25 protein-coding genes and 1 riboswitch are annotated in these 24,461 nt (G+C 46.7%); of the genes, 17 read left to right on the top strand and 8 right to left on the bottom strand.

Annotated features, from left to right (window positions below; all coding sequences use genetic code 11):
• The first annotated feature begins 110 nt into the window (after positions 1-110).
• On the top strand, positions 111-476 hold the full coding sequence (locus QUD86_RS09065) for a DUF8785 domain-containing protein (RefSeq protein WP_286296845.1): 366 nt from the start codon (positions 111-113) through the stop codon (positions 474-476).
• Between the two features lie 109 nt (positions 477-585).
• Positions 586-870, top strand: a complete 285-nt coding sequence (locus tag QUD86_RS09060; RefSeq protein ID WP_100379884.1) for an HU family DNA-binding protein — start codon at positions 586-588, stop codon at positions 868-870.
• Between the two features lie 93 nt (positions 871-963).
• On the opposite strand, the gene rodA is transcribed toward QUD86_RS09060, so the two are convergent.
• Genes rodA through QUD86_RS09035 form a run of 5 tightly spaced genes read right to left on the bottom strand, consistent with a single transcriptional unit; the run spans position 964 to position 6,531 of the window.
• The gene (gene rodA, locus QUD86_RS09055) at positions 964-2,115 is read right to left on the bottom strand and encodes a rod shape-determining protein RodA (protein ID WP_286296839.1); all 1,152 of its coding nucleotides are present in this window, start codon (positions 2,113-2,115) and stop codon (positions 964-966) included.
• On the bottom strand, positions 2,097-4,004 hold the full coding sequence (mrdA, locus tag QUD86_RS09050) for a penicillin-binding protein 2 (protein WP_353506528.1): 1,908 nt from the start codon (positions 4,002-4,004) through the stop codon (positions 2,097-2,099). Before mrdA ends, rodA begins: the two co-directional genes overlap by 19 nt.
• Positions 4,005-4,012: 8 nt before the next feature.
• The gene (gene mreD / locus QUD86_RS09045; protein WP_286296838.1) at positions 4,013-4,537 is read right to left on the bottom strand and encodes a rod shape-determining protein MreD; all 525 of its coding nucleotides are present in this window, start codon (positions 4,535-4,537) and stop codon (positions 4,013-4,015) included.
• Positions 4,534-5,463, bottom strand: coding sequence for a rod shape-determining protein MreC (mreC, locus tag QUD86_RS09040; RefSeq protein WP_286296836.1), 930 nt, complete (start codon positions 5,461-5,463; stop codon positions 4,534-4,536). The genes mreD and mreC overlap by 4 nt, the downstream gene beginning before the upstream one ends.
• Before the next feature lie 24 nt (positions 5,464-5,487).
• On the bottom strand, positions 5,488-6,531 hold the full coding sequence (locus QUD86_RS09035) for a rod shape-determining protein (protein WP_286296833.1): 1,044 nt from the start codon (positions 6,529-6,531) through the stop codon (positions 5,488-5,490).
• Between the two features lie 61 nt (positions 6,532-6,592).
• On the opposite strand from QUD86_RS09035, the gene gatC reads away from it, so the two are divergent.
• The 12 genes from gatC (at position 6,593) to QUD86_RS08975 (ending at position 17,932) form a co-directional block, all read left to right on the top strand.
• On the top strand, positions 6,593-6,886 hold the full coding sequence (gene gatC / locus QUD86_RS09030) for an Asp-tRNA(Asn)/Glu-tRNA(Gln) amidotransferase subunit GatC (protein ID WP_286296831.1): 294 nt from the start codon (positions 6,593-6,595) through the stop codon (positions 6,884-6,886).
• Positions 6,883-8,400: an Asp-tRNA(Asn)/Glu-tRNA(Gln) amidotransferase subunit GatA gene (gene gatA / locus QUD86_RS09025; protein WP_286296829.1), complete on the top strand. Its 1,518-nt coding sequence runs from the start codon at positions 6,883-6,885 to the stop codon at positions 8,398-8,400. The genes gatC and gatA overlap by 4 nt, the downstream gene beginning before the upstream one ends.
• Positions 8,400-9,869, top strand: coding sequence for an Asp-tRNA(Asn)/Glu-tRNA(Gln) amidotransferase subunit GatB (gatB, locus tag QUD86_RS09020; protein ID WP_286298754.1), 1,470 nt, complete (start codon positions 8,400-8,402; stop codon positions 9,867-9,869). Before gatA ends, gatB begins: the two co-directional genes overlap by 1 nt.
• Positions 9,870-9,898: 29 nt before the next feature.
• The gene (locus tag QUD86_RS09015) at positions 9,899-10,573 is read left to right on the top strand and encodes a DUF484 family protein (protein WP_286296826.1); all 675 of its coding nucleotides are present in this window, start codon (positions 9,899-9,901) and stop codon (positions 10,571-10,573) included.
• Positions 10,554-11,555: a tyrosine recombinase XerC gene (locus tag QUD86_RS09010; protein WP_286296825.1), complete on the top strand. Its 1,002-nt coding sequence runs from the start codon at positions 10,554-10,556 to the stop codon at positions 11,553-11,555. The genes QUD86_RS09015 and QUD86_RS09010 overlap by 20 nt, the downstream gene beginning before the upstream one ends.
• A gap of 94 nt (positions 11,556-11,649) precedes the next feature.
• The gene (locus tag QUD86_RS09005; protein WP_286296823.1) at positions 11,650-12,675 is read left to right on the top strand and encodes a CobW family GTP-binding protein; all 1,026 of its coding nucleotides are present in this window, start codon (positions 11,650-11,652) and stop codon (positions 12,673-12,675) included.
• 217 nt (positions 12,676-12,892) lie between these two features.
• The gene (gene dksA / locus QUD86_RS09000) at positions 12,893-13,270 is read left to right on the top strand and encodes an RNA polymerase-binding protein DksA (RefSeq protein ID WP_286298751.1); all 378 of its coding nucleotides are present in this window, start codon (positions 12,893-12,895) and stop codon (positions 13,268-13,270) included.
• Between the two features lie 27 nt (positions 13,271-13,297).
• Positions 13,298-14,200, top strand: a complete 903-nt coding sequence (gene argB / locus QUD86_RS08995) for an acetylglutamate kinase (RefSeq protein ID WP_286296821.1) — start codon at positions 13,298-13,300, stop codon at positions 14,198-14,200.
• A gap of 22 nt (positions 14,201-14,222) precedes the next feature.
• Positions 14,223-14,876: a nucleoid occlusion factor SlmA gene (slmA, locus tag QUD86_RS08990; RefSeq protein ID WP_502928867.1), complete on the top strand. Its 654-nt coding sequence runs from the start codon at positions 14,223-14,225 to the stop codon at positions 14,874-14,876.
• A complete protein-coding gene (gene metX, locus QUD86_RS08985) occupies positions 14,873-16,012 on the top strand; it encodes a homoserine O-succinyltransferase MetX (RefSeq protein WP_286296819.1) in 1,140 nt (379 codons plus the stop codon). Before slmA ends, metX begins: the two co-directional genes overlap by 4 nt.
• Positions 16,009-16,596 carry a methionine biosynthesis protein MetW gene (gene metW / locus QUD86_RS08980; protein WP_286296818.1) on the top strand — a complete coding sequence of 196 codons (588 nt, stop codon included), beginning with the start codon at positions 16,009-16,011 and terminating at the stop codon, positions 16,594-16,596. Before metX ends, metW begins: the two co-directional genes overlap by 4 nt.
• A complete protein-coding gene (locus tag QUD86_RS08975; protein WP_502928902.1) occupies positions 16,589-17,932 on the top strand; it encodes an AmpG family muropeptide MFS transporter in 1,344 nt (447 codons plus the stop codon). Before metW ends, QUD86_RS08975 begins: the two co-directional genes overlap by 8 nt.
• On the opposite strand, the gene QUD86_RS08970 is transcribed toward QUD86_RS08975, so the two are convergent.
• Positions 17,929-18,711, bottom strand: a complete 783-nt coding sequence (locus QUD86_RS08970) for an exodeoxyribonuclease III (protein ID WP_286296812.1) — start codon at positions 18,709-18,711, stop codon at positions 17,929-17,931. The two genes, QUD86_RS08975 and QUD86_RS08970, sit on opposite strands and share 4 nt — an antisense overlap.
• A gap of 8 nt (positions 18,712-18,719) precedes the next feature.
• Between QUD86_RS08970 and pyrE the strand changes: the two genes are divergently transcribed.
• A complete protein-coding gene (gene pyrE / locus QUD86_RS08965; protein ID WP_286296809.1) occupies positions 18,720-19,388 on the top strand; it encodes an orotate phosphoribosyltransferase in 669 nt (222 codons plus the stop codon).
• Between the two features lie 24 nt (positions 19,389-19,412).
• Here the strand turns inward: pyrE and dapF are convergent, their stop codons facing one another.
• Entirely contained in the window at positions 19,413-20,267 is an 855-nt protein-coding gene (gene dapF, locus QUD86_RS08960; RefSeq protein ID WP_286298746.1) for a diaminopimelate epimerase, read from the bottom strand.
• A gap of 242 nt (positions 20,268-20,509) precedes the next feature.
• Positions 20,510-21,370, bottom strand: coding sequence for a lysophospholipid acyltransferase family protein (locus QUD86_RS08955; protein ID WP_286296808.1), 861 nt, complete (start codon positions 21,368-21,370; stop codon positions 20,510-20,512).
• A 205-nt stretch (positions 21,371-21,575) separates the two neighbouring features.
• Between QUD86_RS08955 and metK the strand changes: the two genes are divergently transcribed.
• Together metK and ahcY are read left to right on the top strand one after the other, a co-directional pair.
• Entirely contained in the window at positions 21,576-22,742 is a 1,167-nt protein-coding gene (gene metK, locus QUD86_RS08950) for a methionine adenosyltransferase (RefSeq protein ID WP_100379865.1), read from the top strand.
• A 56-nt stretch (positions 22,743-22,798) separates the two neighbouring features.
• Positions 22,799-22,904: riboswitch (S-adenosyl-L-homocysteine riboswitch) on the top strand.
• 61 nt (positions 22,905-22,965) lie between these two features.
• On the top strand, positions 22,966-24,411 hold the full coding sequence (gene ahcY / locus QUD86_RS08945) for an adenosylhomocysteinase (RefSeq protein ID WP_286298743.1): 1,446 nt from the start codon (positions 22,966-22,968) through the stop codon (positions 24,409-24,411).
• Positions 24,412-24,461: the final 50 nt, after the last annotated feature.

The raw sequence follows: 24,461 nt of genomic DNA, 5'->3' as shown, positions 1-24,461 counted from the left end.
GTTCTCAGCCTATTTTTAGCTTATTTACCCATATACTGATCAACACTATTGAAGCCCCAAATAGAAGCGCCAAGAAGGGGGCTCTTTACTGTTCTAAAGAGGAAATGGGAATGAAAACATTCATTAAATGGCTTTTAAGTCTTGTTTTAGTTGGCTCGCTTGGCCTGGCTGCCTACACCTGGATTATGCTCAATTGGAGTTATGGCAGTGGCGATCGTGCGGGCTATGTGCAAAAATTTTCAAACCGGGGCTATGTTTGCAAGACCTGGGAAGGGGAGCTAGCCATGGTTTCGATGCCTGGAACGATGTCTGAAAAATTCTTCTTTACGGTGCATGACTTAGCGGTAGTACAGAAAATTAATGCTAATTTGGGAAAAAAGGTAGCCCTTAAGTATGACCAGCACATTGGATTGCCCTCAAGTTGTTTCGGCGATACAGAGTATTTTGTATCTGATGTCACCGTTTTAGAGCAATAAAAAAGGAATAATAAAAAATGCTGTGTTGCAACTATATTTTTGTAGTTTTTTATGGTTAAAATCAGTCAAGCGCAATGTGTGCTGACATCAATTAAATAAGGAGTTTCACTTGAACAAAGCAGAACTAATCGCAGCGATTGCTGGCGATGCTGAAATCTCAAAAGCTAAAGCTGAATTTGCATTAAATTCCGCTATCGAAACTATCATTAAAGCTGTTACTAAAGGCGACTCAGTTCAACTGATTGGTTTTGGTACATTCTCTTCTGGTAAACGTGCTGCACGTATGGGCCGCAACCCAAAAACTGGCGAGCCACTCAAAATTGCTGCCGCTAAGACAGTGAAGTTCTCAGCTGGTAAAGCATTTAAAGATTCAGTAAACAAGCGTAAGAAGTAATCTTTATCCTTGTAAATGAAAAAGCCCGGCATGCCGGGCTTTTTTGTTAGCCAAAGAACTAGAGTAGTCGCCTGCCGAAACACAAAATACTATTTAGCTCTGTACCAGTCGTCGGTGGCGATGAATGCTCATTAATATACCCGCCCCAAATCCAAGGGTGACTAAAGCAGTGCCTCCATAGCTAATAAAGGGAAGTGGAACGCCTACGACCGGCAGTAAGCCGCTCACCATACCGATATTAACGAAGGCGTAAGTAAAGAAAATAAGTGTGACAGCAGCGCCTAATAGGCGAGTAAATAAATTAGGCGCACCAGCGGAGATGGCCAAACCTCTTTTAACAAGGGCAAAGAAGAGGGCTAACAAAACTAGATTTCCAAGAAGGCCAAACTCTTCTGAGAAAACAGCAAATACAAAGTCAGTATGTTTCTCGGGAATGAATTCAAGGTGGGATTGCGTTCCTTGAAACCAGCCCTTGCCAAAAAAACCACCAGAGCCGATAGCGATCATCGATTGAATCGTATGAAATCCTTTTCCGAGGGGGTCACTGCTAGGATCTAATAAGGTACAGACACGATGTTTTTGATAGTTATGAACAAAAGGCCAGGTAATATCAGGCGCACAAATAGTGTTACCAAAGATAACAATTAGGATAATTCCAAAAGCGCCAAGACCAATAAAGGGCAAAATCCATTTCCACGGCATGCCTGCCAAAATGATCACATACATACCGGCGGCAAAAACCAGTAAAGCAGTGCCTAAATCTGGCTGACGAGCAATCAGCACTACAGGAATGAGAAGAATAATTGCCGCTACACCGTAGTCCCACGTTTTAAGAATGCCTTCCCGTCTTTGAAAATACCAAGCCAACATTAGTGGCATGGCAATTTTCATAATTTCTGAGGGCTGAATAATCAGTCCAATATTTAACCAGCGCCGCGCACCTTTTTTAATAAGCCCGAATATTGCTACTGCAACAAGTAAGGCAATACCGATTCCATAAATCCATATTGCTGCCATCTCTAGCCATTTGGGTGGAATGCGAGAGATAGTCCACATTACTAAAAATGAGAGCGCAAGGTTACGCAGTTCATCCCCAAATCGCACGGGCGTATTTTGACTGGCAGATAAAAAGGTAATAAAGCCAACGGTCGCTAACCCAAGTAGAATATAGCCTAGCTGTGGATCTAGCCCATTAAAAATACTAAAGAATAATTTTTTAGCTTTGCTTATGGCGCTCTTTTCCATTCAGGAATCTCCTTAGGCCATTTACCTTCAATATAAAAATCAAGCGCCTTACGCGCAATCGGTGCAGCGTATTGCGCACCAAAGCCCGCATTTTCTACCACCATCGCGATCACAATAGTGGGTTTATCCGCAGGTGCAAAAGCAATATATAAAGCATGATCTCGCAAAAACTCTGCAGTAGAACTATGGTTGTACTCCTTAGAGTTCAAACTAAATACTTGTGCTGTTCCTGTCTTCCCGCCAACCTGATAGCTAGTCCCCTTAAACACAGATGCGGAAGTTCCAGAATTATTGACTTCAACCATCGCTTTTTTGATGACTTCAATATTTTCCTGATTGAGGTCAATTCGATAGCTTTCTTTTGGAGTGGTTAAGGTGCGATTTCTGGTGAAGGGGTCTTCAATTGCTTTTACAAGGTGTGGCTTCATCACGATGCCGTTGTTAGCCATGTTAGCCATGCCGTGAGCTAATTGCAAAATAGTAAATGCGTTATAGCCTTGTCCGATTCCTAAAGAGATCGTTTCGCCTTCGTACCATTTTTGCTGTTCTGGTTTTTTGAAGGTATTTTTTTTCCACTCGGTGGAGGGTAAGATGCCTCGAGATTCACCTTTTAAATCAATGCCTGTAATTTGACCAAAGCCAAATGGCTTCATGAAGTCATGCATCATGTTTACGCCCATATCGCGCGCAAGTAGATAGTAGTAAGTGTCGCAGGACTCGACAATAGACTTTTGCATATCCACAATGCCATGCCCACCTTTTTTATCGTCGCGGAAGGTGTGGTTACCAAAATCAAAATAACCAGGATCAGAGATGGATTGTGACGGCGTACGTTTTTTTGTCTCTAGAGCGGCCAATGCCATAAATGGTTTGTAAGTAGATCCTGGTGGGTAAATGCCTTTAAGTGGCCGGTTATAAAGCGGCTTTTGCGGGGAATCATTTAACTCTTTCCAGGTGACTGAATCAATGCCCTCAACAAAATCATTGGGATTAAAGTTGGGCTTCGAAACAAACGCTAATATGTCGCCCGTTTGAGGCTCGATCGCAACAAATGCACCGCGGAAATTGCCATAGAGTTGCTCTACTAAATACTGTAATTTGATATCAACCGATAGCACGATATTTTTACCCGGCACAGATGGGGAGCTTGATAAGGTTCTGACAGGTTTACCACCCGCGGTGATTTCTACTTGATCGTATCCTGGTGAGCCACGTAATACACTTTCATAGCTTTGCTCTAAACCAATTTTTCCAACGTACTGAATGCCGGGTAGAAAGGAGGTCTGAAGGGCATCGGGATCATCGGCCTTAGCGCTCTCTATCTCTGACTGCATGCGCTCTTTATCTTTTAGAGAAACGCGCCCGATATATCCAATAAGGTGGGAGGCTAGTTCGTTATAGGGATACTCTCTAAAGCTGCGTGCCCGAATCTCCACCCCGGGAAATCGGTAGCGATTTGCCATAAAACGGGCAGTCTCAGCCTCGGTCAGCATCGATCGAAGGGGAAAAGTACCCATTTTTCGAGAATCTTCAAGAGACCGCTTGAAATTACGACGATCTCTAGGGGAGATCAATACGATTTGGGAAATTTCGTCGATCAATTCATCTACATTTCCCTTTATCTCACCAGCGTTGACGTCAAGGGTTAGTGCTGAGTAGTTTCGACCAATCACAATCCCGTTACGATCTATGATCAGGCCTCTATTAGCTGGTGCAGGAACGATGGCAATGCGATTATTTTCGGCCAGTAAGGCATATTTACCGTGATTGACTAATTGCAGCCATACCAAGCGTGTTACAAGTATTAAGAAGCAGAATGTGACAAACAAGGTCGCAATATGTATGCGCTCTTGAAATGAATCGAGATTTGGTTTTTTAAATGAAACCATACCAATAGTTAGAGAGGACGATTATGGTCAACATCGATTGGTCGACGTTGTGGAGATAGCAAAACGCGAGTTGCCAATGGCCACAAGAGCGCCTCAATAACAGACTGAACGGTGCCCGTGAGTGCCCACCAATAAATCTCACCGCTGAGAATCCAATGCGCCAAGACTGGGCATAGAGAGACTAGCAAGAACATAGGTAGTACATGTAGTGCTTGTGTAGGAGCCGTCAACGCAACGATGCGTCGATGCCAAGAAATCGCAAGATAGGCTACCAATGTATAACTAAATGCGTGCAGGCCTAGCAGATCAGAGTTATGAACATCCATTAGCAGGCCAAGAATGAAAGCGGTAATAACCCCCACGTAACGGTGTTGATGGATATTCCAGAACACAATACAAATAATGAGCCAGTCTGGCACCCAGCTGTAATTACCAATGGGCAAAAGATTTAAAAGTAGTGCGCAGAGCAAGCTAAAGTAAATAAAGATCGGATTAACCGGACGCAGAATATAGCCGCTTTGAAAATCAATCATTGCATTCCTCGCGCACGAGTTTGGCGACGTCCCGGCGCATTGGTTTGGACTGCCCCCGAATTATTGCTAGCGGCTGATGCTTTTGCATCCCACTGAGGGTCATAGAGAAGAGCAAGGGCTTGGCGATAGCGATTGACTGGGGCGGCAGGAACACAAAATACGTTTGCAGAATTTTTATCGGCATTGCGCTCGATACGGCTAATGACCGCCACTGCAAATCCTGGCGGATATATTCCGTCAATACCCGAGGTAATCAGCACATCCCCCACCTCTAAATCGCTGGCTATCGGAAGATAGCGAAGCTCAAGGGGGTTTCCTCGCCCCGCCCCAAAAACCGCAGCTCTGAGGCCATTGCGAGCTATTTGTACTGGTACAGCGAAGTCGCGATCCTCAAGAAGAGACACTTCGGCAGAGTTTTCATACAGGCGAACAACTTGACCTAGGATGCCTTCATCATTTGCGATTGGGTTGCCCAGATTGAGTCCACCACTACTACCGCGGTTCACAACAATTCGCTGTGAGATTGGATTAGGCGGATTAAATAAGATTTCAACTGGTAATGTTTTAAATGGCACTTGCTTTTGCAGTCCCATGAGTTGACGTAAGTTTTGATTTTCAATTAACAGAAATTCAGATTGGTTAGCAAGCAAAGATAGCTCAGCTTGGCGCACTCGCATGTCTCGATTTTCTTGATCCAGTGTGCCGCGAGTAGTGAAATACTCTGATGACGCCTCATAAGCATTTCGGGGCATCATCATTGCATACTCAAGTGGTCGCAATAACCAATTAAGATTGTTGCGTATAGGATCTAGTGCCTTGAATCGAAAATCAATCAGCATTAATGCTGCACTGACTGATAGGCAGACAATCAGTTTGACTAATGCAGGAATGCCTTGTCTAAAAAGCGGAGGAGCGTTATTTCGCAATGCCCGGATCGACGCGTATGCCGATTACTCTTGAGAGAACACTCCACCCAACTTGTCCATGCGTTCGAGGGCGATACCGCAACCACGAGCGACGCAAGTAAGGGGATCTTCTGCAACATGGATTGGCAAACCTGTTTCTTCAAGTAGTAAGCGATCCAGATCACGCAACAATGCGCCACCACCGGTCAACATCATGCCGCGCTCCGCAATATCAGAGGCTAACTCTGGAGGTATTTGCTCCAAGGCTGCCTTGACTGCAGTCACAATTTGATTCAAAGGATCGGTCAAAGCCTCCAGGACTTCGTTACTAGTGACGGTAAAGCTACGTGGGATACCTTCAGAAAGATTGCGACCCTTCACTTCCATCTCGCGCACTTCGGCACCCGGAAATGCGGAGCCAATCGTTTTCTTGATGAGCTCGGCAGTTTGCTCGCCGATTAACATGCCATAGTTGCGTCGAATGTAGTTCGTGATAGCCTCATCAAACTTGTCGCCACCAACACGCACTGAGCCTTTGTAGACCATGCCACCTAGTGACATCACGCCAACTTCAGTTGTGCCGCCACCAATATCCACCACCATAGATCCAGCCGCTTCAGAAACAGGTAGACCTGAACCAATAGCAGCTGCCATTGGTTCTTCGATCAAGAACACCTGTGAGGCCCCTGCGCCTAGTGCTGATTCACGGATAGCGCGACGCTCAACTTGGGTCGATCCACAAGGAACGCAAATAATGATGCGTGGACTTGGTCTTAAGAGTTTGCTCTCGTGTACCAGCTTGATAAATTGCTTGAGCATTTGCTCGGTAATCGTGAAATCGGCAATGACGCCGTCTTTCATGGGGCGAATAGCCTCAATATTGCCTGGAACCCGCCCTAACATCGCTTTTGCTTCCTTACCGACGGCTAAAATGGTTTTTTTGCCATTTGGGCCGCCCTCAGTACGAATTGCCACAACGGAAGGTTCGTCAAGCACAATACCCCGTTCACGCATGTAAATTAAGGTATTAGCGGTGCCTAGGTCAATGGCTAGGTCATTAGAAAAGTAGCTGCGAAAAAAACCGAACATGATGTAGTGGGAGAATAGTAAGTGTTAAAAAATATATATATGAATGATACCCCAGCACCCCATGAAACTTGATGATGTTCAGCGCATTGCGCACCTTTCCAGTCTTGAGTTAAGTCAAGCAGAAGCCGAGGCGGTTTTACCCCAGCTACAGGCTATTTTTTCGCTAGTGGAGGAGATGCAGTCTGTAGACACCAGTGGCCTCGAACCCTTAGCGCACCCTATCCTCTTCTTACGTGATTTGGCCCAGCCCCTTCGTTCAGACCAAGTGACTGAATCAGACCAGCGCAGTGAAAACATGCAGTCTGCCCCCGCCACCCAAGAGGGTTATTTCTTAGTTCCAAAGGTAATTGAATGAGCTGGCACCAAACCCCGATCGCCTTAATGGCAAAAGCGCTGGCTGCTAAAGAAGTGTCCTCTACTGAGCTGACCCAGTATTTTTTAGACCGCATTGAAGGCGGAAAGCAGTGGAATGCTTACCTTGATGTAAGTGCTCACTTAAGTTTAGAGCAAGCATCTGAAGCGGATAAAATATTAGCATCCGGTAATGCTGGGAAATTGACCGGTATTCCTATTGCCCATAAAGACGTCTTTGTTACCCGCGGCTGGAAGTCAACAGCCGCATCCAAAATGCTTGAGGGATACCTCAGCCCCTTTGATGCCACCGTAGTCGCCAATTTAGGCATACCGAATCAATCGAATCCTAGGGGCGCCGGAATGGTTTGCCTAGGCAAGACCAATATGGATGAATTTGCAATGGGATCTTCAAATGAGAACTCAGCCTATGGGCCAGTGCTCAATCCGTGGAATTCAGAATACGTAGCGGGTGGCTCTTCTGGTGGTTCGGCTGCAGCTGTGGCGGCTGGATTAGCGCCAATTGCCACCGGAACCGATACCGGCGGATCTATCCGACAACCTGCCGCATTTTGTGGTTTAACTGGCATCAAGCCTAGTTATGGGCGCGTTTCTCGTTACGGCATGATTGCATACGCATCCTCTTTGGACCAGGCCGGACCAATGGGTAAGACGGCAGAGGATTGCGCTTTAGTTTTAACGGCAATGTCATCGCATGATCCGCGAGACTCCACTTCATTGGCGGATTCAGGTGAAGATTACGGGCGCTATTTAAATCAGACTTGGGGAACAGAAAGCGTAAACCCCGCAAAACCACTTGAAGGTTTGAGAATTGGTTTGCCGAAAGAATTTTTTGCAGAGGGTCTTGCCCAAGACGTAGCCAATGCTGTTAATGCAGCGACGCATGTATTGCAGAATTTAGGGGCGACACTAATTGAAGTCAGTCTGCCAAAAACGAAGCTGTCCATACCGGTCTATTACGTATTAGCGCCAGCAGAAGCATCAAGCAACCTCAGTCGTTTTGATGGCGTACGCTATGGACACCGAGCAAAGGAATACCGTGACTTATCTGATATGTATAAGAAGTCTCGTACCGAGGGTTTCGGAGCTGAGGTAAAGCGGCGCATTTTGATAGGCACTTATGTACTGTGTCACGGTTACTACGATGCCTATTATTTACAGGCGCAAAAAATTCGTCGCATTATTGCAGCAGACTTTCAGGCTGCATTTCAGCAGTGTGATGTCATTCTTGGCCCTGTCGCACCAGATGTTGCATGGCGTTTAGGGGAAAAATCTCAAGATCCTATGCAAATGTATTTAGAAGATATCTATACGCTTTCTACCAATTTAGCAGGCTTACCAGCAATGAGTGTGCCCTGTGGCTTTAATCAAAAAAACCTACCGATTGGCATGCAATTGATTGGCAATTATTTTTCTGAGGCGCGCTTATTGCAAGTCGCGCATCAATATCAATTAACGAGTGATTGGCATTTGCGTCAAGCAAGTGAGGCGTCATGATGGAATGGGAAATCGTCATTGGTCTAGAGACCCACGCACAGCTACAAACCCAATCGAAAATCTTTAGCGGTGCAAGTACGCACTTTGGTGCCGAACCGAATACGCAGGCCTGTGCAGTGGACTTGGCTTTGCCTGGAGTTTTGCCTGTGTTAAATCGCCAGGCGGTTGAACACGCCATTCGTTTTGGCTTGGCAGTCAATGCCAAAATTGCACCAGCAAGTATTTTTGCGCGCAAGAATTATTTTTATCCAGACCTTCCCAAAGGCTACCAAATTAGCCAAATGGATTTGCCGGTAGTTATTGGCGGACATCTAGAAATTCTGGTGGGCGACCAAGTGAAAGTAGTTGAACTTACGCGTGCTCACATGGAAGAAGACGCAGGTAAGTCTGTTCATGAAGAAGGTTTTTTGGGGCCGCATGGCGAAGCATCTAGCGGGATAGATTTGAACCGTGCAGGCACTCCTTTATTAGAAATTGTGACCGAACCGGTTATGCGAAGTGCGGCCGAAGCAGTTGCTTATGCCAAAGCGTTGCATACCCTTGTAGTTTGGTTGGGCGTATGTGATGGCAACATGCAGGAAGGTTCTTTCCGCTGTGATGCCAATGTTTCAGTCAGGCCCATGGGCCAAGCAGAATTTGGTACCCGCTGTGAAATCAAAAACCTCAACTCATTTCGCTTTTTGGAAGAGGCCATTCAATATGAAGTGCGACGCCAAATTGAGTTGATTGAGGACGGCGGTAAAGTAGTGCAAGAGACCCGCTTGTATGACCCAGATCGCCAAGAAACCCGAAGTATGCGTAGTAAGGAAGATGCTAATGACTATCGCTACTTCCCGGATCCTGATTTATTGCCGGTCGTGATTGATGAGGCATGGATCTCCGAGGTGCGTAGCCATATGCCAGCCCTGCCAGCCCAACTGCGCGATCAATGGCAAAGTGAGTTTGGCTTGAGTGCTTATGATGCGCAGTTACTCACGCAAGATCGTGACACTGCAAATCTTTTTGAAGAGTTATTGGCGCTTGTTGGAAAACCTTTAGCAAAGGCAGCAGCCAATTTGATTTCGGGGGAGCTTGCCTCGGCATTAAACCGTGCAGGTATTGCTGGCGCTAAGTCACCATTAAGAGCTGTGCATTTAGCGCCCTTACTGGCTCGTGTTGCAGACGGCACTATCTCCAATAAGATTGCTAAAGATATCTTTGCAATTCAATGGGGAGAGGCTAGCAATGGCCAGGCCATCAGCACTGTTGATCATATTATTGATAGTAAAGGTCTAAAGCAGATTAGTGATAGCGGTGCACTTGAAACCATCATTGATCAAGTGTTGGCCGCAAATGCAAAATCGATTGAAGAGTTTCGCTCTGGTAAAGAAAAGGCATTTAATGCATTGGTGGGCCAAATCATGAAGGCATCGCAGGGCAAGGCCAATCCAGGACAAGTAAATGAACTGCTGCGTAAAAAGCTAAGTTGAATCCTGCTAAAAATAAGGTAAAAAAATAAATGAGCGCAATAGATCCAAAGCAGGCTGAGCAAGAGGAATTGGTAGCGGAGTGGTTGCGAGCTACGCCAGGTTTCTTCGAGCGATATGCCCATCTCTTAAATGAGATCCGCCTAAAGCACCCCCATGAAGACCGTGCGATTTCATTGCAAGAGCGCCAGATGACGTTGTTGCGCACCCAGAATCAAGAGTTGAACCGTCGTCTGAGCGAGATGTTGCACTTTGGTAGTCGAAACGATAAAACTCAACAAAGCTTGGTTGCTTGGTTGCTGCGCCTCATGGGCGCAAACAATAAAGCGGATGTCGAAGTGGCTGTCAAAACAGGCCTAGCAGAAGTGTTTGAAGTGGAGTCAGTACAAATACTAGATCCACATTCAGCTTTTGAGTCATGGATTAACGCACCCTTATGTGGCTCTGCAAAAGAGTTGGCTGCTGCCAGTGTTGATTTACTGGCAACTCAAGTAAAGATTGATGCTGAGTGGCAAAGCATGGTTGCCATTGGCTTGCCTTTAGGTAAGAGTATTGGAGCTACGCAATTACCGGCAGTTTTGTTATTAGCCAGTAAGGATGAAACCCGCTTTACAGCGGATATGGGAGCCTTCTACTTACGTCAGATTGCTGAACTAGTTGCTGCTGCCTTGGATCGTATTCAGGCCTATGAGCCAAGCGTTAGCTGATCTTCACCCACTCGTTCAAGAGTATCTGCAGGAACTGCATGTACTGAGGCAGCTTTCACCTCACACGCTTAAAGCCTACCGCATGGACTTAAGCCAACTTCAGACCTTTGCTGCGGAAGACTCAGTAGAGTTATTTAAAGTGAGTAATGCGCACGTACGTCGGTGGGCGGGGCGCTTGCATTCGAAAAATAAATCATCTCGAACTATTGCTAGAGCTTTATCAGCTTGGCGTGGTTGGTATCACTGGCTCACCGAAAAAGATGCCCGCCGCGATGCGCTAGCAGGGCGCATTACTCAAAATCTAGTTGCCAATCCAGTAGATGACGTCAAAGCCCCCAAGCGCTTAAAGTCTTTACCTAAAGCATTGTCAGTTGAGCAGGTACTTTCTTTAATTAATCAAGCCATTGAAGAGGCTGCCAAAAAGCAGGATCTTGAGACGGTGCGTGACGCGGCCATCATTGATTTGTTGTATTCCTCGGGTTTGCGCTTATCTGAGCTGTTGGGTATTGATGTCATGCCAAGCAAAGATCGGCAGCATGAGTCGGCAGGGTGGTTGGATTGGGATGCGGCAGAGGTGACTGTTTTAGGAAAAGGCGGAAAGCGTCGATCTGTTCCTGTTGGCGCTCCAGCAATGCAGTCCCTGAGAGAATGGCGCACGTTGAGAGATCAAGCTGAGCGGGCTAAGGAGGCCGATGCCTTGTTTGTTTCGGCCGCAGGTGCCCGCTTATCGGCCCGTACCGTGCAAGCCCGTTTGCGTACCTTGGCGATGCGGGCAGGTCTACCAACGCACGTGCACCCACATATGATGCGCCACAGCTTTGCTAGCCACGTTTTACAGTCCTCTCAAGACTTACGGGCAGTACAGGAGATGTTGGGTCACGCCAGCATCTCTAGCACCCAGATCTATACCTCTTTAGATTTTCAGCACTTAGCCCAGGCATACGATAAAGCCCATCCTCGCGCAAAGGCTGGCAAAGGCTGAGGAAATGGTTAAGATATTAGGTTTCCTCTTTAGGGAAAGCACTGCAAGATAGGTGTCTCGCTTGCATCACCACTAGATTTTGATTGGATCGTAAATGGCATTAATTCCGGTAACAATTCTGACGGGTTTCTTGGGTAGCGGTAAAACTACCTTACTTAAACATATTCTGACCGAGCAACATGGCAAAAAAATTGCTGTGATTGAGAATGAGTTTGGCGAAGAAAATATTGATAACGATATTTTGGTTCAGGATAACCAAGAAAATATTGTGCAGATGAGCAACGGCTGCATTTGTTGCACTATTCGCGGAGATCTCGTAGAGGCCCTGAACACACTCTGGGAGCAGCGTCGAGACAAAAAGATTAGTTTTGAACGCGTAGTGATAGAGACTACCGGAGTGGCTAATCCAGGCCCGGTAGCCCAAACCTTCTTTATGGACGACGACGTTGCAGACCACTATGTCTTGGATGCAGTGATTACCTTAGTTGATGCTAAGCATGGCCAGCATCAACTAAATGAGCACGAGGAGGCGCAGCGGCAGGTTGGCTTTGCGGATCAAATCTTTATCACCAAGACGGATTTGGTAACCCCTGCCGAAGTGGATGCCTTACGTAGTCGCTTAATGCATATGAATCCCCGTGCACCGATTCAGGGAATCTCCAAGGGAATCGTGCCTTTGGACGCTGTTTTAGATCTCAAGGGCTTTAATTTAAATGCCAAGTTAGATATTGATCCCCACTTTTTGGAACAAGAGGATCATGACCATGACCACAGTACGTGTGGACACGACCATAGTCAGGATCATCATGGCCATGCTGGCCATACTGATCGGATTCAATCTTTCGTTTTTCGTAGTGATAAACCCTTTGACCATAAAAAACTAGAGGATTTCCTTGGAGGCATTTTGGAGGTCTTTGGCGAGAAGATGCTGCGCTATAAAGGAGTGCTTTATGTGAAGGGTAGCAAGCATAAAGTGGTGTTTCAGGGGGTCCACCAGATGATGGGGAGCGATATGGCGGGTTTATGGGGCACAGAGGCTAAACAAACCCGCATGGTATTTATTGGCATCGATTTGCCTAAGGACACACTATTAGCAGGACTTGAAGGCTGTTTGGCTTGATAAATCTCTAGTACAATCCTCGGCCACGGGCAGTATTGATGATTATTCATCAAAGGGCAGTAAAACTTTGGCAGAATGAAGCAATAATGCTTCAAATCCAGGAAAGAATGAAATGACGGTAAAAACACCAGCGAAATCTACAGCTACTGCAAAAGCAAGCAGTAAGGCAGCAAAGGTCGCGCCATTGACCCCCTTAACTGAGGCAGAGTTATTAAAGATGTCTGAGAAGGACTATATGAATACATCCCAGGTAGATTTTTTCCGTCAAAAGTTATTGACCCTAAAAAACGATCTCCTGAAAAATGCTTCTCAAACAACCGAGCACCTGCGTGAAAATATTTTGGTTCCCGATCCCGCTGATCGCGCAACCATTGAAGAAGAGCATGCACTGGAATTGCGTACTCGCGATCGCGAGCGTAAGCTATTGAAAAAAGTAGAGCAGGCTCTAGCCCGCACTGATTCAGGTGATTACGGCTGGTGTGAAGAGACTGGTGAGCCGATTGGTTTGAATCGTCTGATTGCCAGACCAACAGCGAATTTATCGCTTGAGGCGCAAGAGCGTCGTGAGCTTCGTCAAAAATTATTTGGCGATTAATTTACTAGACTGAATATTAAAGCGGCAATGACTACGCAATCACCATCTATTAGTGAAATTTCCCCCTTACTTAAGGCGGAGATCTTAGCTGAGGCTCTACCCTACATTCGTGCGTATCACGGAAAAACCATTGTTATTAAGTACGGCGGAAACGCCATGGTGGAAGAGCGCCTTAAGGAAAGTTTTGCACGCGACGTTATCTTGCTAAAGCTCGTTGGCATGAACCCAGTAGTGGTGCATGGCGGCGGCCCACAAATTGATGAGGCCTTGAAAAAAATAGGTAAGACCGGCACCTTTATTCAGGGTATGCGGGTGACCGATGAAGAAACCATGGAAGTAGTGGAGTGGGTTCTTGGCGGCGAAGTCCAGCAAGATATTGTGATGCTCATAAATCACTTTGGCGGTCAGGCCGTTGGCTTAACTGGTAAGGATGGCGGCCTCATTCGGGCGAAGAAAATGCTTGTTGCCGATGAAAAGAATGTTGGCGGCACGATCGATTTAGGTTTTGTCGGAGAGATTGAAGCAATTAATCCTGCGGTGGTGAAGGCCTTGCAAGACGATGCATTTATTCCGGTGATTTCTCCAATTGGGTTTAGTGAAGAGGGTCAGGCCTACAACATTAATGCCGATTTAGTCGCCGGCAAAATGGCAGAAATTTTGCATGCCGAAAAATTAGTCATGATGACCAACATTCCTGGCGTAATGGATAAGAGCGGCAAGCTACTTACTGATTTAACGGCACGTGAAATTGATGGCCTATTCGCTGACGGCACCATCTCCGGCGGTATGCTGCCAAAAATATCATCTGCATTAGATGCAGCCAAGAGCGGTGTAAATTCAGTGCACATTATTGATGGGCGTATCGAGCACTCTTTGTTGCTGGAAATTCTGACCGAGCAAGCATTCGGAACCATGATTCGTTCACGTTAAGAATAAAACCACAGATATCCATATGAGCGATCCTTTAGAAATGACATCGGGAGTTGAGGCAAGCGTTGCTGATGCAGGCACAGTGCGTAAACGCCCGCGTCCCGGAGAGCGGCGCTTGCAGATTCTGCAGGTGTTGGCGGAGATGTTGCAAAATCCAAAAGGTGAGCGTGTGACAACAGCTGCCTTAGCAGCAAAAATTCAAGTTTCTGAAGCAGCCCTATATCGTCATTTCGCCAGTAAGGCACAAATGTTTGAGGGCTTGATTGCTTTCATTGAGCAAACAGTCTTTGGCTTAATTAATCAAATTAATCAAAAAGAAGAATCTGGCTTGGCTCAAGCAAGAGGTATCTTGCAGATGCTGTTGTTCTTCGCAGAAAAAAATCCAGGAATGACCCGGGTGCTTTTGGGTGACGCATTATTTCAAGAGGATGATCGTCTGCAAGAGCGCATTACTCAGGTGCTTGATCGTGTTGAGGCATCTCTGAAGCAGACGCTACGCATTGCACAAACCCAGGGAGGATCTTGGGCTAATGTGACTCAAGATGAGATCAGTGTTCGGGCCACGATGTTGATGAGCTATGTTCTGGGTCGTTGGCATCGCTTTGCTCGAAGTGGCTTTAAAAAGCTACCAACCGATGCATCTGATATGAGCCTTCGCCTTCTTCTGTCCGAATGAGCGAGTTACACCTCTCTAGAAACACTATTCACTTTGCCGAGCCTTTGCCTTTGCAAAGTGGTGCCATATTGTCGGGCTATGATTTAGTCATAGAAACCTACGGCAAACTCAATGCCGATAAAAGTAACGCGGTATTAGTTTGTCATGCACTGAATGCCTCCCATCATGTGGCGGGCCCCAGTCCCGATGATGAGAATGACATCGGCTGGTGGGACAATATGATTGGCCCTGGCAAGCCTGTGGATACAGACCGCTTCTTTGTGATTGGTGTCAATAACTTGGGCTCTTGCTTTGGATCAACGGGTCCAATGAGCATTAATCCAGTGACTAAAAAGCCTTATGGCGCAGATTTTCCAGTCATCACCGTAGAAGATTGGGTGAACACCCAAGCGCGCTTGGCTGACAAACTAGGTATTCGTCGCTTTGCTGCTGTGATGGGTGGAAGCTTAGGAGGCATGCAAGCATTAGCTTGGGCTATTCAGTTTCCAAAACGCTTGGCGCACTGCTTGGTGATTGCCTCTACCCCAAAACTCAGTGCTCAAAACATTGCTTTTAACGAAGTAGCTCGTAACGCGATTCTGTCTGACCCTGATTTTCATGGTGGAAACTATTATGAGCGCGGCGTAGTGCCTAAAAATGGTTTGAGATTGGCGCGGATGGTGGGGCATATTACCTATTTATCTGATGACGATATGGCTGAAAAATTTGGTCGTGAGTTACAGCGACCAGAGGGCGAGTCGCATGACTATCGCTTTAGTTTTGGTGTTGAGTTTGCGGTAGAGAGTTATTTGCGTCACCAAGGCGATAAATTCTCTAAATATTTTGATGCCAATACCTATTTGCTGATTACGCGAGCCTTAGACTATTTTGATCCATCACGTCGTTATGAAGGCAGTTTGAATCGCGCCTTAGCCGAGGTGCAGGCTAAATTTTTGGTGGTGAGCTTTGCAACAGATTGGCGCTTTCCGCCCAACCGTAGTCGAGAAATTGTGGAATCATTACTAAGCAACAAGAGCGAAGTGAGTTATGCAGAGATCGATGCGCCGCATGGTCACGATGCATTTTTATTAGATGACCCACGCTATCATCGCTTGATTCGAGCCTATTTTGAGCAAATGCTGAGGACCCCATCATGAGTATGCAGCGCGCAGACTTCGCTGCCATTGCTCAGTGGATTGCCCCCAACAGCCAAGTACTAGACTTGGGTTGTGGCGATGGTAGTTTCTTGGAGTATTTGCAAAAGCAAAAGCCAGTGCATGCTTATGGCGTTGAAATTGATGATGCACGTGTACTGTCTTGTGTGCAAAAAGGCTTGAATGTCATTCAGCAAAATCTGGAAGGAGGCTTGGCCCTCTTCGAGAACAATAGCTTTGATACTGTAGTGCTATCGCAAACACTCCAAACCATTCATGAGACTGAAAAGATTTTGAGCGAAGTAGTTCGTGTTGGTAAAGAATCGATCGTATCCTTTCCAAACTTTGGCCACTGGTCACATCGTTTGGCAGTCGGTTTGGGTCGTATGCCGGTTTCTAAAAGCTTGCCTTATCAGTGGTACAACACCCCCAACGTCCGTGTTCTTACTGTTGCAGATTTTGAAAAATTGGCTTCCAGCTTAGGGCTTAAGGTTTTAGATCAATGTATTTTGCATGAGGGTCGACAGGTGACCTTGATGCCTAATCTGTTTGGAAGCCTTGCACTTTTCCGCATTCGCCGTGCTTAAGGCGAGACTTGTAAATACTCGGTCCTGGTTGAAGGACTTCCGTGTTTATCTTGAATGGCCTTGTTTGCGGATGCTTTTTCTGGGCTTTTCTGCTGGCTTACCTCTTCTACTTATTTTAGGAACACTGAGCTTTTGGTTAAGAGAGGCGGGTATTGATCGCAGTACGATTGGTTACCTCACGTGGGTAGGCTTAATTTATGCCTTTAAATGGCTATGGGCACCTTTAGTCGATCGCCTTCCTATTCCATTACTCACCAAGCTATTAGGCAGAAGACGTAGCTGGCTTTTATTTGCACAGGCGCTGGTCATACTGGGGCTGATAGGCATGGCAAGCATTGATCCTCGCTCGCAACTAACGCCTATGGTGTGGTGCGCCCTTTTGGTTGCTTTTGGATCGGCTACCCAGGACATCGCTTTAGATGCCTTTCGGATTGAATCTGCCAGCACTGATCATCAAGCTGCTTTAGCGGCCACGTACCAAACCGGTTATCGGCTAGCTTTAATTTGGTCTGGTGCCGGCGTGTTGTGGCTAGCAGCTAGAGTTGAGGGCGGCGGCGGAACCTACGATCCTAGTGCATGGCAGTTTGCTTATCTGTGCATGGCCTTATCCATTAGCGTAGGCGTTATTACAACGCTGTTGAGCAAAGAGCCTCTAAAACTAGAGCTATCTAAAGTACGTAATGCCAAAGCCTGGCTTCATCAAACGCTGGTAGAGCCATTTGCAGATTTTGTTACTCGCTATCGTTGGCATGCGGTTTTAATTTTGGCTTTGATTGCAATCTACCGCATCAGTGATGTTGTGATGGGCATTATGGCCAATCCTTTTTATGTGGATATGGGCTACACCAAAGATGAAGTGGCTGCAGTGAGCAAAGTATTTGGTGTCATCATGACTTTAGTGGGCGCTTTTATAGGAGGTGTATTTACATTGCGATTTGGTGTGATGCGCGTTTTGTTTCTGGGGGCCATTTTGTCTGCGGTGAGTAACTTATTATTTGCCTGGTTAGCAACTCAGGGTCACGATCTACAAGGGTTGGTATGGGTAATCTCTGCAGATAACCTGAGCTCCGGCATTGCAACTGCAGCCTTCATTGCCTTTTTATCATCATTAACCAATATTCAATACTCCGCGACGCAGTACGCCTTATTTAGTTCGATGATGCTCTTATTGCCGAAGTGGCTCGCTGGATTCTCAGGCGTATTTGTGGATACCTTTGGGTATCAAACTTTTTTTATTGGGACCGCTATTATTGGCGCTCCCGTTTTAATTCTGATTTGGCTTGCCATGTACTTTAAGGTGGTAGAGATCAAGCAGCATGATGCTGCGCTGGACTAAATAGTCCAATCGTAGTCAACGGTGAGTGGCGCATGATCTGAGAAGCGCTCCTCTTTGTAGACGGAGGTTCGCTTAGCGCTAGCAGCGATTCCTGGAGTCGTGATGTGATAGTCAATACGCCAGCCGACATTTTTGGCGTAAGCTTGGCCTCGATTGCTCCACCAAGTGTAGCAATTCTCACCTGCCTTAGGCTCTAGGTTTCGGTAGACATCGACATAGCCTACTTGATTAAATAGATTGGTAAGCCAGGCTCGTTCCTCAGGCAAGAATCCTGAGTTTTTGAGGTTACCTTTCCAATTCTTGAGATCAATCTCATGATGGGCAATATTGACGTCCCCACAAAGCACAATTTCACGGCCAGATTTTTTCAGTGCAATCAGATGGGGTAAAAAAGAATCCAGATAGCGGTATTTGGCCTCTTGCCGCTCTGGCGAGCTTGACCCAGATGGCATGTATACCGAGATCACAGATAGCTTTTGGTAGCGCACCTCGACATAACGGCCCTCTGCATCAAACTCAGGATTACCATAGCCATAGAGCACTTCATCAGGCTTATGAGGGGTATAGATGCCGCAGCCGCTGTATCCTTTTTTTTCAGCATGATGAAAGAAGCCATGCAGGCCATCAGGATTGAGGATGGCGTCCTCCAGATCGTTGTGCTGTGCCTTGAGTTCCTGCATGCAAACAAAGTCTGCCTGCTGCTGGGAAACCCATGGTAGAAAGCCTTTTTTGACTGCAGAACGGATCCCGTTGAGGTTGGCAGAAATGATGCGTAACATATAGGCCTATGAGCTCAAAAAATTCTAATCAAGAAAACTTTATTCGTTTTGCCTTGGAGGCAAACGTTTTATCCTTTGGGGAGTTTAAAACTAAAGCGGGTCGCTTATCACCCTATTTCTTTAATGCGGGCGGCTTTAACGATGGCGCTCGCTTAAGTGCCCTAGGCGGGTATTACGCTAGAGCGCTACAAGAATCTAATATTGAATATGACATGCTCTACGGTCCTGCCTATAAAGGCATTACTCTAGCCGCTACCACTGCAATTGCATTGGCTAATGCAGGGTGCAATGTGCCTTATGCCTATAACCGCAAAGAGGCAAAAGATCATGGTGAGGGCGGCTCCTTAGTGGGCGCCCCAGTCAAGGGAAAGGTTGTCATTATTGACGACGTGATCTCTGCTGGAACTTCTGTCCGTGAATCCGTAGCTTTAATTCAGGCGGCCGGAGCACAGCCCGTGGCGGTATTAATTGCACTAGATCGCATGGAAAAATCAGGCACGGCAACAGAAGTCGGAGAGAAGTCTGCTGTGCAGGCTGTGCAAGAAGAGTTTGGGATACCCGTCATTGCCATCGCCAACCTCGCTGATCTGATGTCCTTTTTAACTACATCAAGTGATGCTGTGCTGACAGATTATTTGCCTGCTGTAAAGACTTACCGTGAGCAATACGGCATCTAAAAAATCAGGCAGTCTTACTTACCGCTAGATCGTCGTCTCACCCTCAAATACAGTCACTGCGGGCCCAGTCATGATCACTGGCTGAATGATGTCATTGATGATGCCTTCCCAAGCTATCGTGAGGTCGCCCCCACGCGTGTGCACTTGAACGGGCGAGTGCAGTAAGCCTCGGCGTATACCGGAGACTACAGCGGCACATGCGCCTGTACCACAGGCAAGGGTTTCGCCGGCGCCACGCTCATAGACGCGCAATTGAATTTCATTGCGATTGAGAATCTGCATATAAGCTGCATTCACTCTTTTCGGAAAGGCGACGTGACTCTCAATAGAGGGCCCTTCCTCTAAAACAGGTGCGCTATTAATATCTCCCACTACCTGAACTGCATGCGGGTTTCCCATAGACACAACGCCAATCCAACTATCGTGTGGGGCAGGCTTCTTAAGGTGAAGCGCAAAGAGCGTTTCATGAAATTCTTGCAGGCTGGAGAGGCCTTTTGCATCAAACGGAATCTGGCTATGCTCAAAAATAGGCGCTCCCATATTGACCTCAACCTGGCCATCTGAATGGGATCTCAAAGTAAGAATGGTGTGAGCGACTTCAACGCGCAGAGGATTTTTATTTGAAAGTCCTTGATCTTGAATAAAGCGTACAAAGCAACGTGAGCCGTTGCCGCATTGCTCTACTTCTCCACCATCAGCATTGAAAATTCGATAACGAAAATCAGCATCCGAGCGCGTAGATTTTTCAACCAATAAAATTTGATCTGCACCAATACCAAATTGACGGTGAGCCAGTCTTTGCCATTGCTCGGGACGGATATCACTCAGATCTTGATCGATGCCATTGAGCACAATAAAGTCATTGCCGGCACCATGCATTTTGGTAAAACGGAGTTTGCGTGCGGGCTTATTTAAATTTGTACTCAAAAAAATTCCAGTTATTTGTAAAGACTTAGCTCACTAGGTGGTCGATATTTAAAGCAGTTATGTTCCCAATAGTACCCTGCGGGTCTTTTGCGAACAAGTGCCCCAATGGACGACGACGCTATTCATTGTCAATTAGTTATTGGCTGAGTAATCAGAGTAACTATGGGCGCATCGCTCATGCTGAAAAAGTGATGCTATTGGTTTGGCGGTAATTGAGCGCCGCTAGGATGTTTATAGCGGTTGTATGCCCAGATGAATTGATTGGGCGCCACTAGTATGGCGTTCTCAATCGCAATATTGAGTTCGGCAGCTGCAATTGTCGGGTCCTCAGATAGCGGCTCCAATCGTTTAGCTTGCATTAGCCAGCCCTTACCTAGCGCTTTGCGTTTGGCAGTAAACATGATGACTGGGGTGTTATTGCGGTTGGCTAGGCGTGCTGGTAGAGGGGTGGTGTAGGCCGACCGACCAAAAAATGGTACCCAAACGCCCTCTCCGCCGCTAGGCACTTGATCTGGAAGGATGCCAATGGCTTCACCCCGGTTTAGGGCGCGGGTCATTTGACGAACGCCGTGCAGATTAGTGGGAACGAAATGCATATTGGGATAGGCGCGCCCCTCCTCAATGACCTCATTCAGCCAGGCTTGGCGTGCGGGGCGGTAGAGAATGGTTGCGGGGAAGTGCTGAGCCAAGACTCTTGGAATAATTTCAAAGCCCCCCAAATGGGGCGTCAGCATGACCAGGCCATGCCCTTCTTGAATCGCTTTCTCTACAACTGTCCAATCCTGTATCTCAACCAGCTTGAGTGCTTTTGTAGGATTACGCCAAATCCATAGGCTATCTGAGAACAGTTGGCCTGATGCCGCAGCCGCACGCCATATTTGGAGCGGTAAATCTTGGCTTTTGACGACGATTTCATATTGGGACCGAAACAGTGAGCGGTATTGCTTAGAGCCAACATAGGCTAAAACCCCTAAAAATGCCCCTATTGCCTGCACGAGGCATAGTGGCGATAGGGCAATCGCTTGTAGGGTTAGCTTCAGAAAAATTTTACGCACACTTCTATGATATTCAATGCGGGCCTGAGTGCCAATTTTTCAATCAGCCTTGATCAATATGGCCATTTTCAGTTAATATCTCGTTATCGCTGAGTTAAGGCAACTTGCAGGGCGATTCATAAATTCTGCTAAAGCGTCGCCGTTGTGGTTCCTGGCACGTCGAGTTGTCCCATAGATCGTGTTAATTTTTTTAAAGGAAAAAACAATGGCAAATGATTACTTCTTTACCTCGGAATCCGTTTCTGAGGGTCACCCCGATAAAGTAGCAGATCAAATTTCTGATTCGATCTTGGACGCCATTTTGGCTCAAGATCCAACAGCACGCGTTGCGGCTGAAACCTTGTGCAATACCGGTTTAGTTGTGCTCGCAGGTGAAATCACCACCAATGCAAATGTTGACTACATCCAAGTTGCGCGCAATACACTGCGTGAGATTGGTTATGACAATACGGAGTACGGTATTGACTACAAAGGCTGTGCTGTTTTGGTGGCGTACGATAAGCAGAGTCCAGATATTGCTCAGGGTGTTGATAAGGCGCATGACGATGGCCTAGATCAGGGCGCTGGTGACCAAGGCCTCATGTTTGGTTATGCCTGCGATGAGACTGCAGAGCTGATGCCGCTGCCCATTCATTTGTCACACCGCCTGGTAGAGCGTCAGTCTCAATTACGCCGCGATGGCCGTTTAAATTGGTTGCGCCCAGATGCAAAGTCACAAGTGACCTTACGTTACGTTGATGGCAAGCCTGATTCTATTGATACCGTAGTCCTTTCTACCCAGCATGATGAAGAAATTTCGCTAGAGAAATTACGGGAAGCCGTCATTGAAGAAATTATTAAACCCGTATTGCCTAAGCACCTTATTAAGGGCGCGATCAATTTCTTGGTCAACCCAACTGGTCGCTTTGTTATTGGCGGTCCGCAGGGAGATTGTGGCTTAACGGGCCGTAAAATCATTGTTGATACTTATGGCGGCGCAGCCCCACACGGTGGCGGTGCGTTTTCCGGTAAGGATCCATCTAAGGTAGATCGTTCCGCTGCATACGCTGGACGTTATGTTGCTAAGAATGTGGTTGCTGCTGGTTTGGCAAGTAAGTGCTTAATTCAGATCTCTTATGCCATCGGTGTAGCTAAACCGACGTCAGTGATGGTTAGTACCTTTGGCACTGGCAAGATCTCTGATGAAAAGATTGCACAGTTGGTGTCAGAGCATTTCGACCTGCGTCCAAAAGGCATTGTCAAAATGCTTAATCTCTTGCGCCCAATTTATCGAAAGACAGCAGCCTACGGCCACTTTGGTCGTGAAGAGCCAGAATTTACATGGGAGCAGTGTGATAAGGCCCCAGCATTACGCGCAGCAGCTGGTCTGTAAGCGGTAATTTGTAAAAACGAAGCCAAATATGCCGAAATTGATTACAATTTCGGCATACCTTCAAGGAGCGTTGCAAGGAATGCTGTGAACCAGTGTTTCCCCAGGCTTGAAGGGAGCGGGTCCCCAAACAGGATTTGCTAATTGCAACTGCGCTCGCTAACCCATGATTCAATGGCTAGCGAGTATCTACTCCAGCGTTGAATCGTCCTTAGCTGGAGCATTAATGAATACCGTTACCGACTTAAATAACTTTGTGGCAACTCGTTGCGCAATTGCCGACATTACTTTGTCTGATTTTGGCCGTAAAGAAATTGCCATTGCTGAAACTGAGATGCCTGGCTTGGTTGCCATTCGTGATGAGTTTGCCGCACAACAACCATTGCGTGGAGCGCGTATTACAGGCTCCTTGCACATGACTATTCAAACAGCAGTATTGATCGAGACACTTGAGGCTCTCGGCGCTCAAGTGCAGTGGGCTTCTTGTAATATTTTCTCTACCCAAGATCATGCAGCGGCAGCAATTGCTGCCAATGGCACACCTGTATTCGCTATTAAAGGTGAAACTTTGGAGCAGTATTGGGATTACACCCATCGAATTTTTGAGTGGGCTGATGGTGGCTTTACCAATATGATTTTGGATGATGGTGGCGATGCTACTTTGTTGTTACACCTCGGTGCACGTGCTGAAAAAGATCAGGACTGTATTAGTCACCCAACGAGTGAAGAAGAGACAATATTATTTGCAACGATTAAAAAGAAATTAGCAATCGATCCAACTTGGTACTCTATCCGCTTAGAAAAAGTAAAGGGCGTGACTGAAGAAACCACTACTGGCGTACATCGCCTGTATCAAATGTTTGCTAAGGGTGAACTTAAGTTCCCAGCAATTAATGTGAACGACTCCGTTACAAAGAGTAAGTTCGATAACCTCTATGGCTGCCGCGAGTCTTTGGTTGATGCGATCAAACGTGCAACGGACGTAATGGTTGCCGGTAAGGTTGCGGTTGTTTGTGGTTATGGCGATGTGGGTAAGGGCTCTGCACAAGCGTTGCGTGCTTTATCTGCTCAAGTTTGGGTCACCGAAGTTGATCCAATTTGTGCATTGCAGGCAGCTATGGAGGGTTACCGTGTGGTGACGATGGACTATGCTGCTGATAAGGCAGACATCTTCGTATCAGCAACTGGTAACTATCATGTGATTACGCATGATCACATGGCAAAGATGAAAAACCAAGCCATTGTTTGTAACATCGGGCACTTCGATAATGAAATTGATATCGCTGGTATCGAGAAGTACAAGTGGGAAGAAATCAAGCCACAAGTGGACCATGTGATTTTCCCTGCTGCCAATGGTAACCCTGAAAAGCGCATCATTATTTTGGCCAAGGGCCGTTTAGTGAACCTCGGTTGCGGTACGGGCCATCCTTCTTACGTGATGAGCTCTTCATTTGCTAATCAAGTAATTGCACAGATTGAATTGTGGAGCGCTGTCGGTACGGATAAGTATCCAGTGGGTGTTTTCACCCTACCAAAGCACCTCGATGAGAAGGTTGCGCGATTGCAGCTCAAGACGCTGAACGCACAATTAACCGTATTGTCTGAGCAGCAAGCTAGCTATATTGGCGTAATGCAGGAAGGTCCATACAAGACTGACCACTACCGTTATTAATAACTTGCTTTGCAGTTTTAGTTTAGTCGTTAGTAGACTTTGATTAATAG

The sequence above is a fragment of the Polynucleobacter sp. TUM22923 genome, assembly GCF_030295705.1.
Lineage (GTDB): Bacteria > Pseudomonadota > Gammaproteobacteria > Burkholderiales > Burkholderiaceae > Polynucleobacter.
Note: the sequence above shows the minus strand (reverse complement) of the source record. Positions and strands in the feature narration are given on the sequence as shown.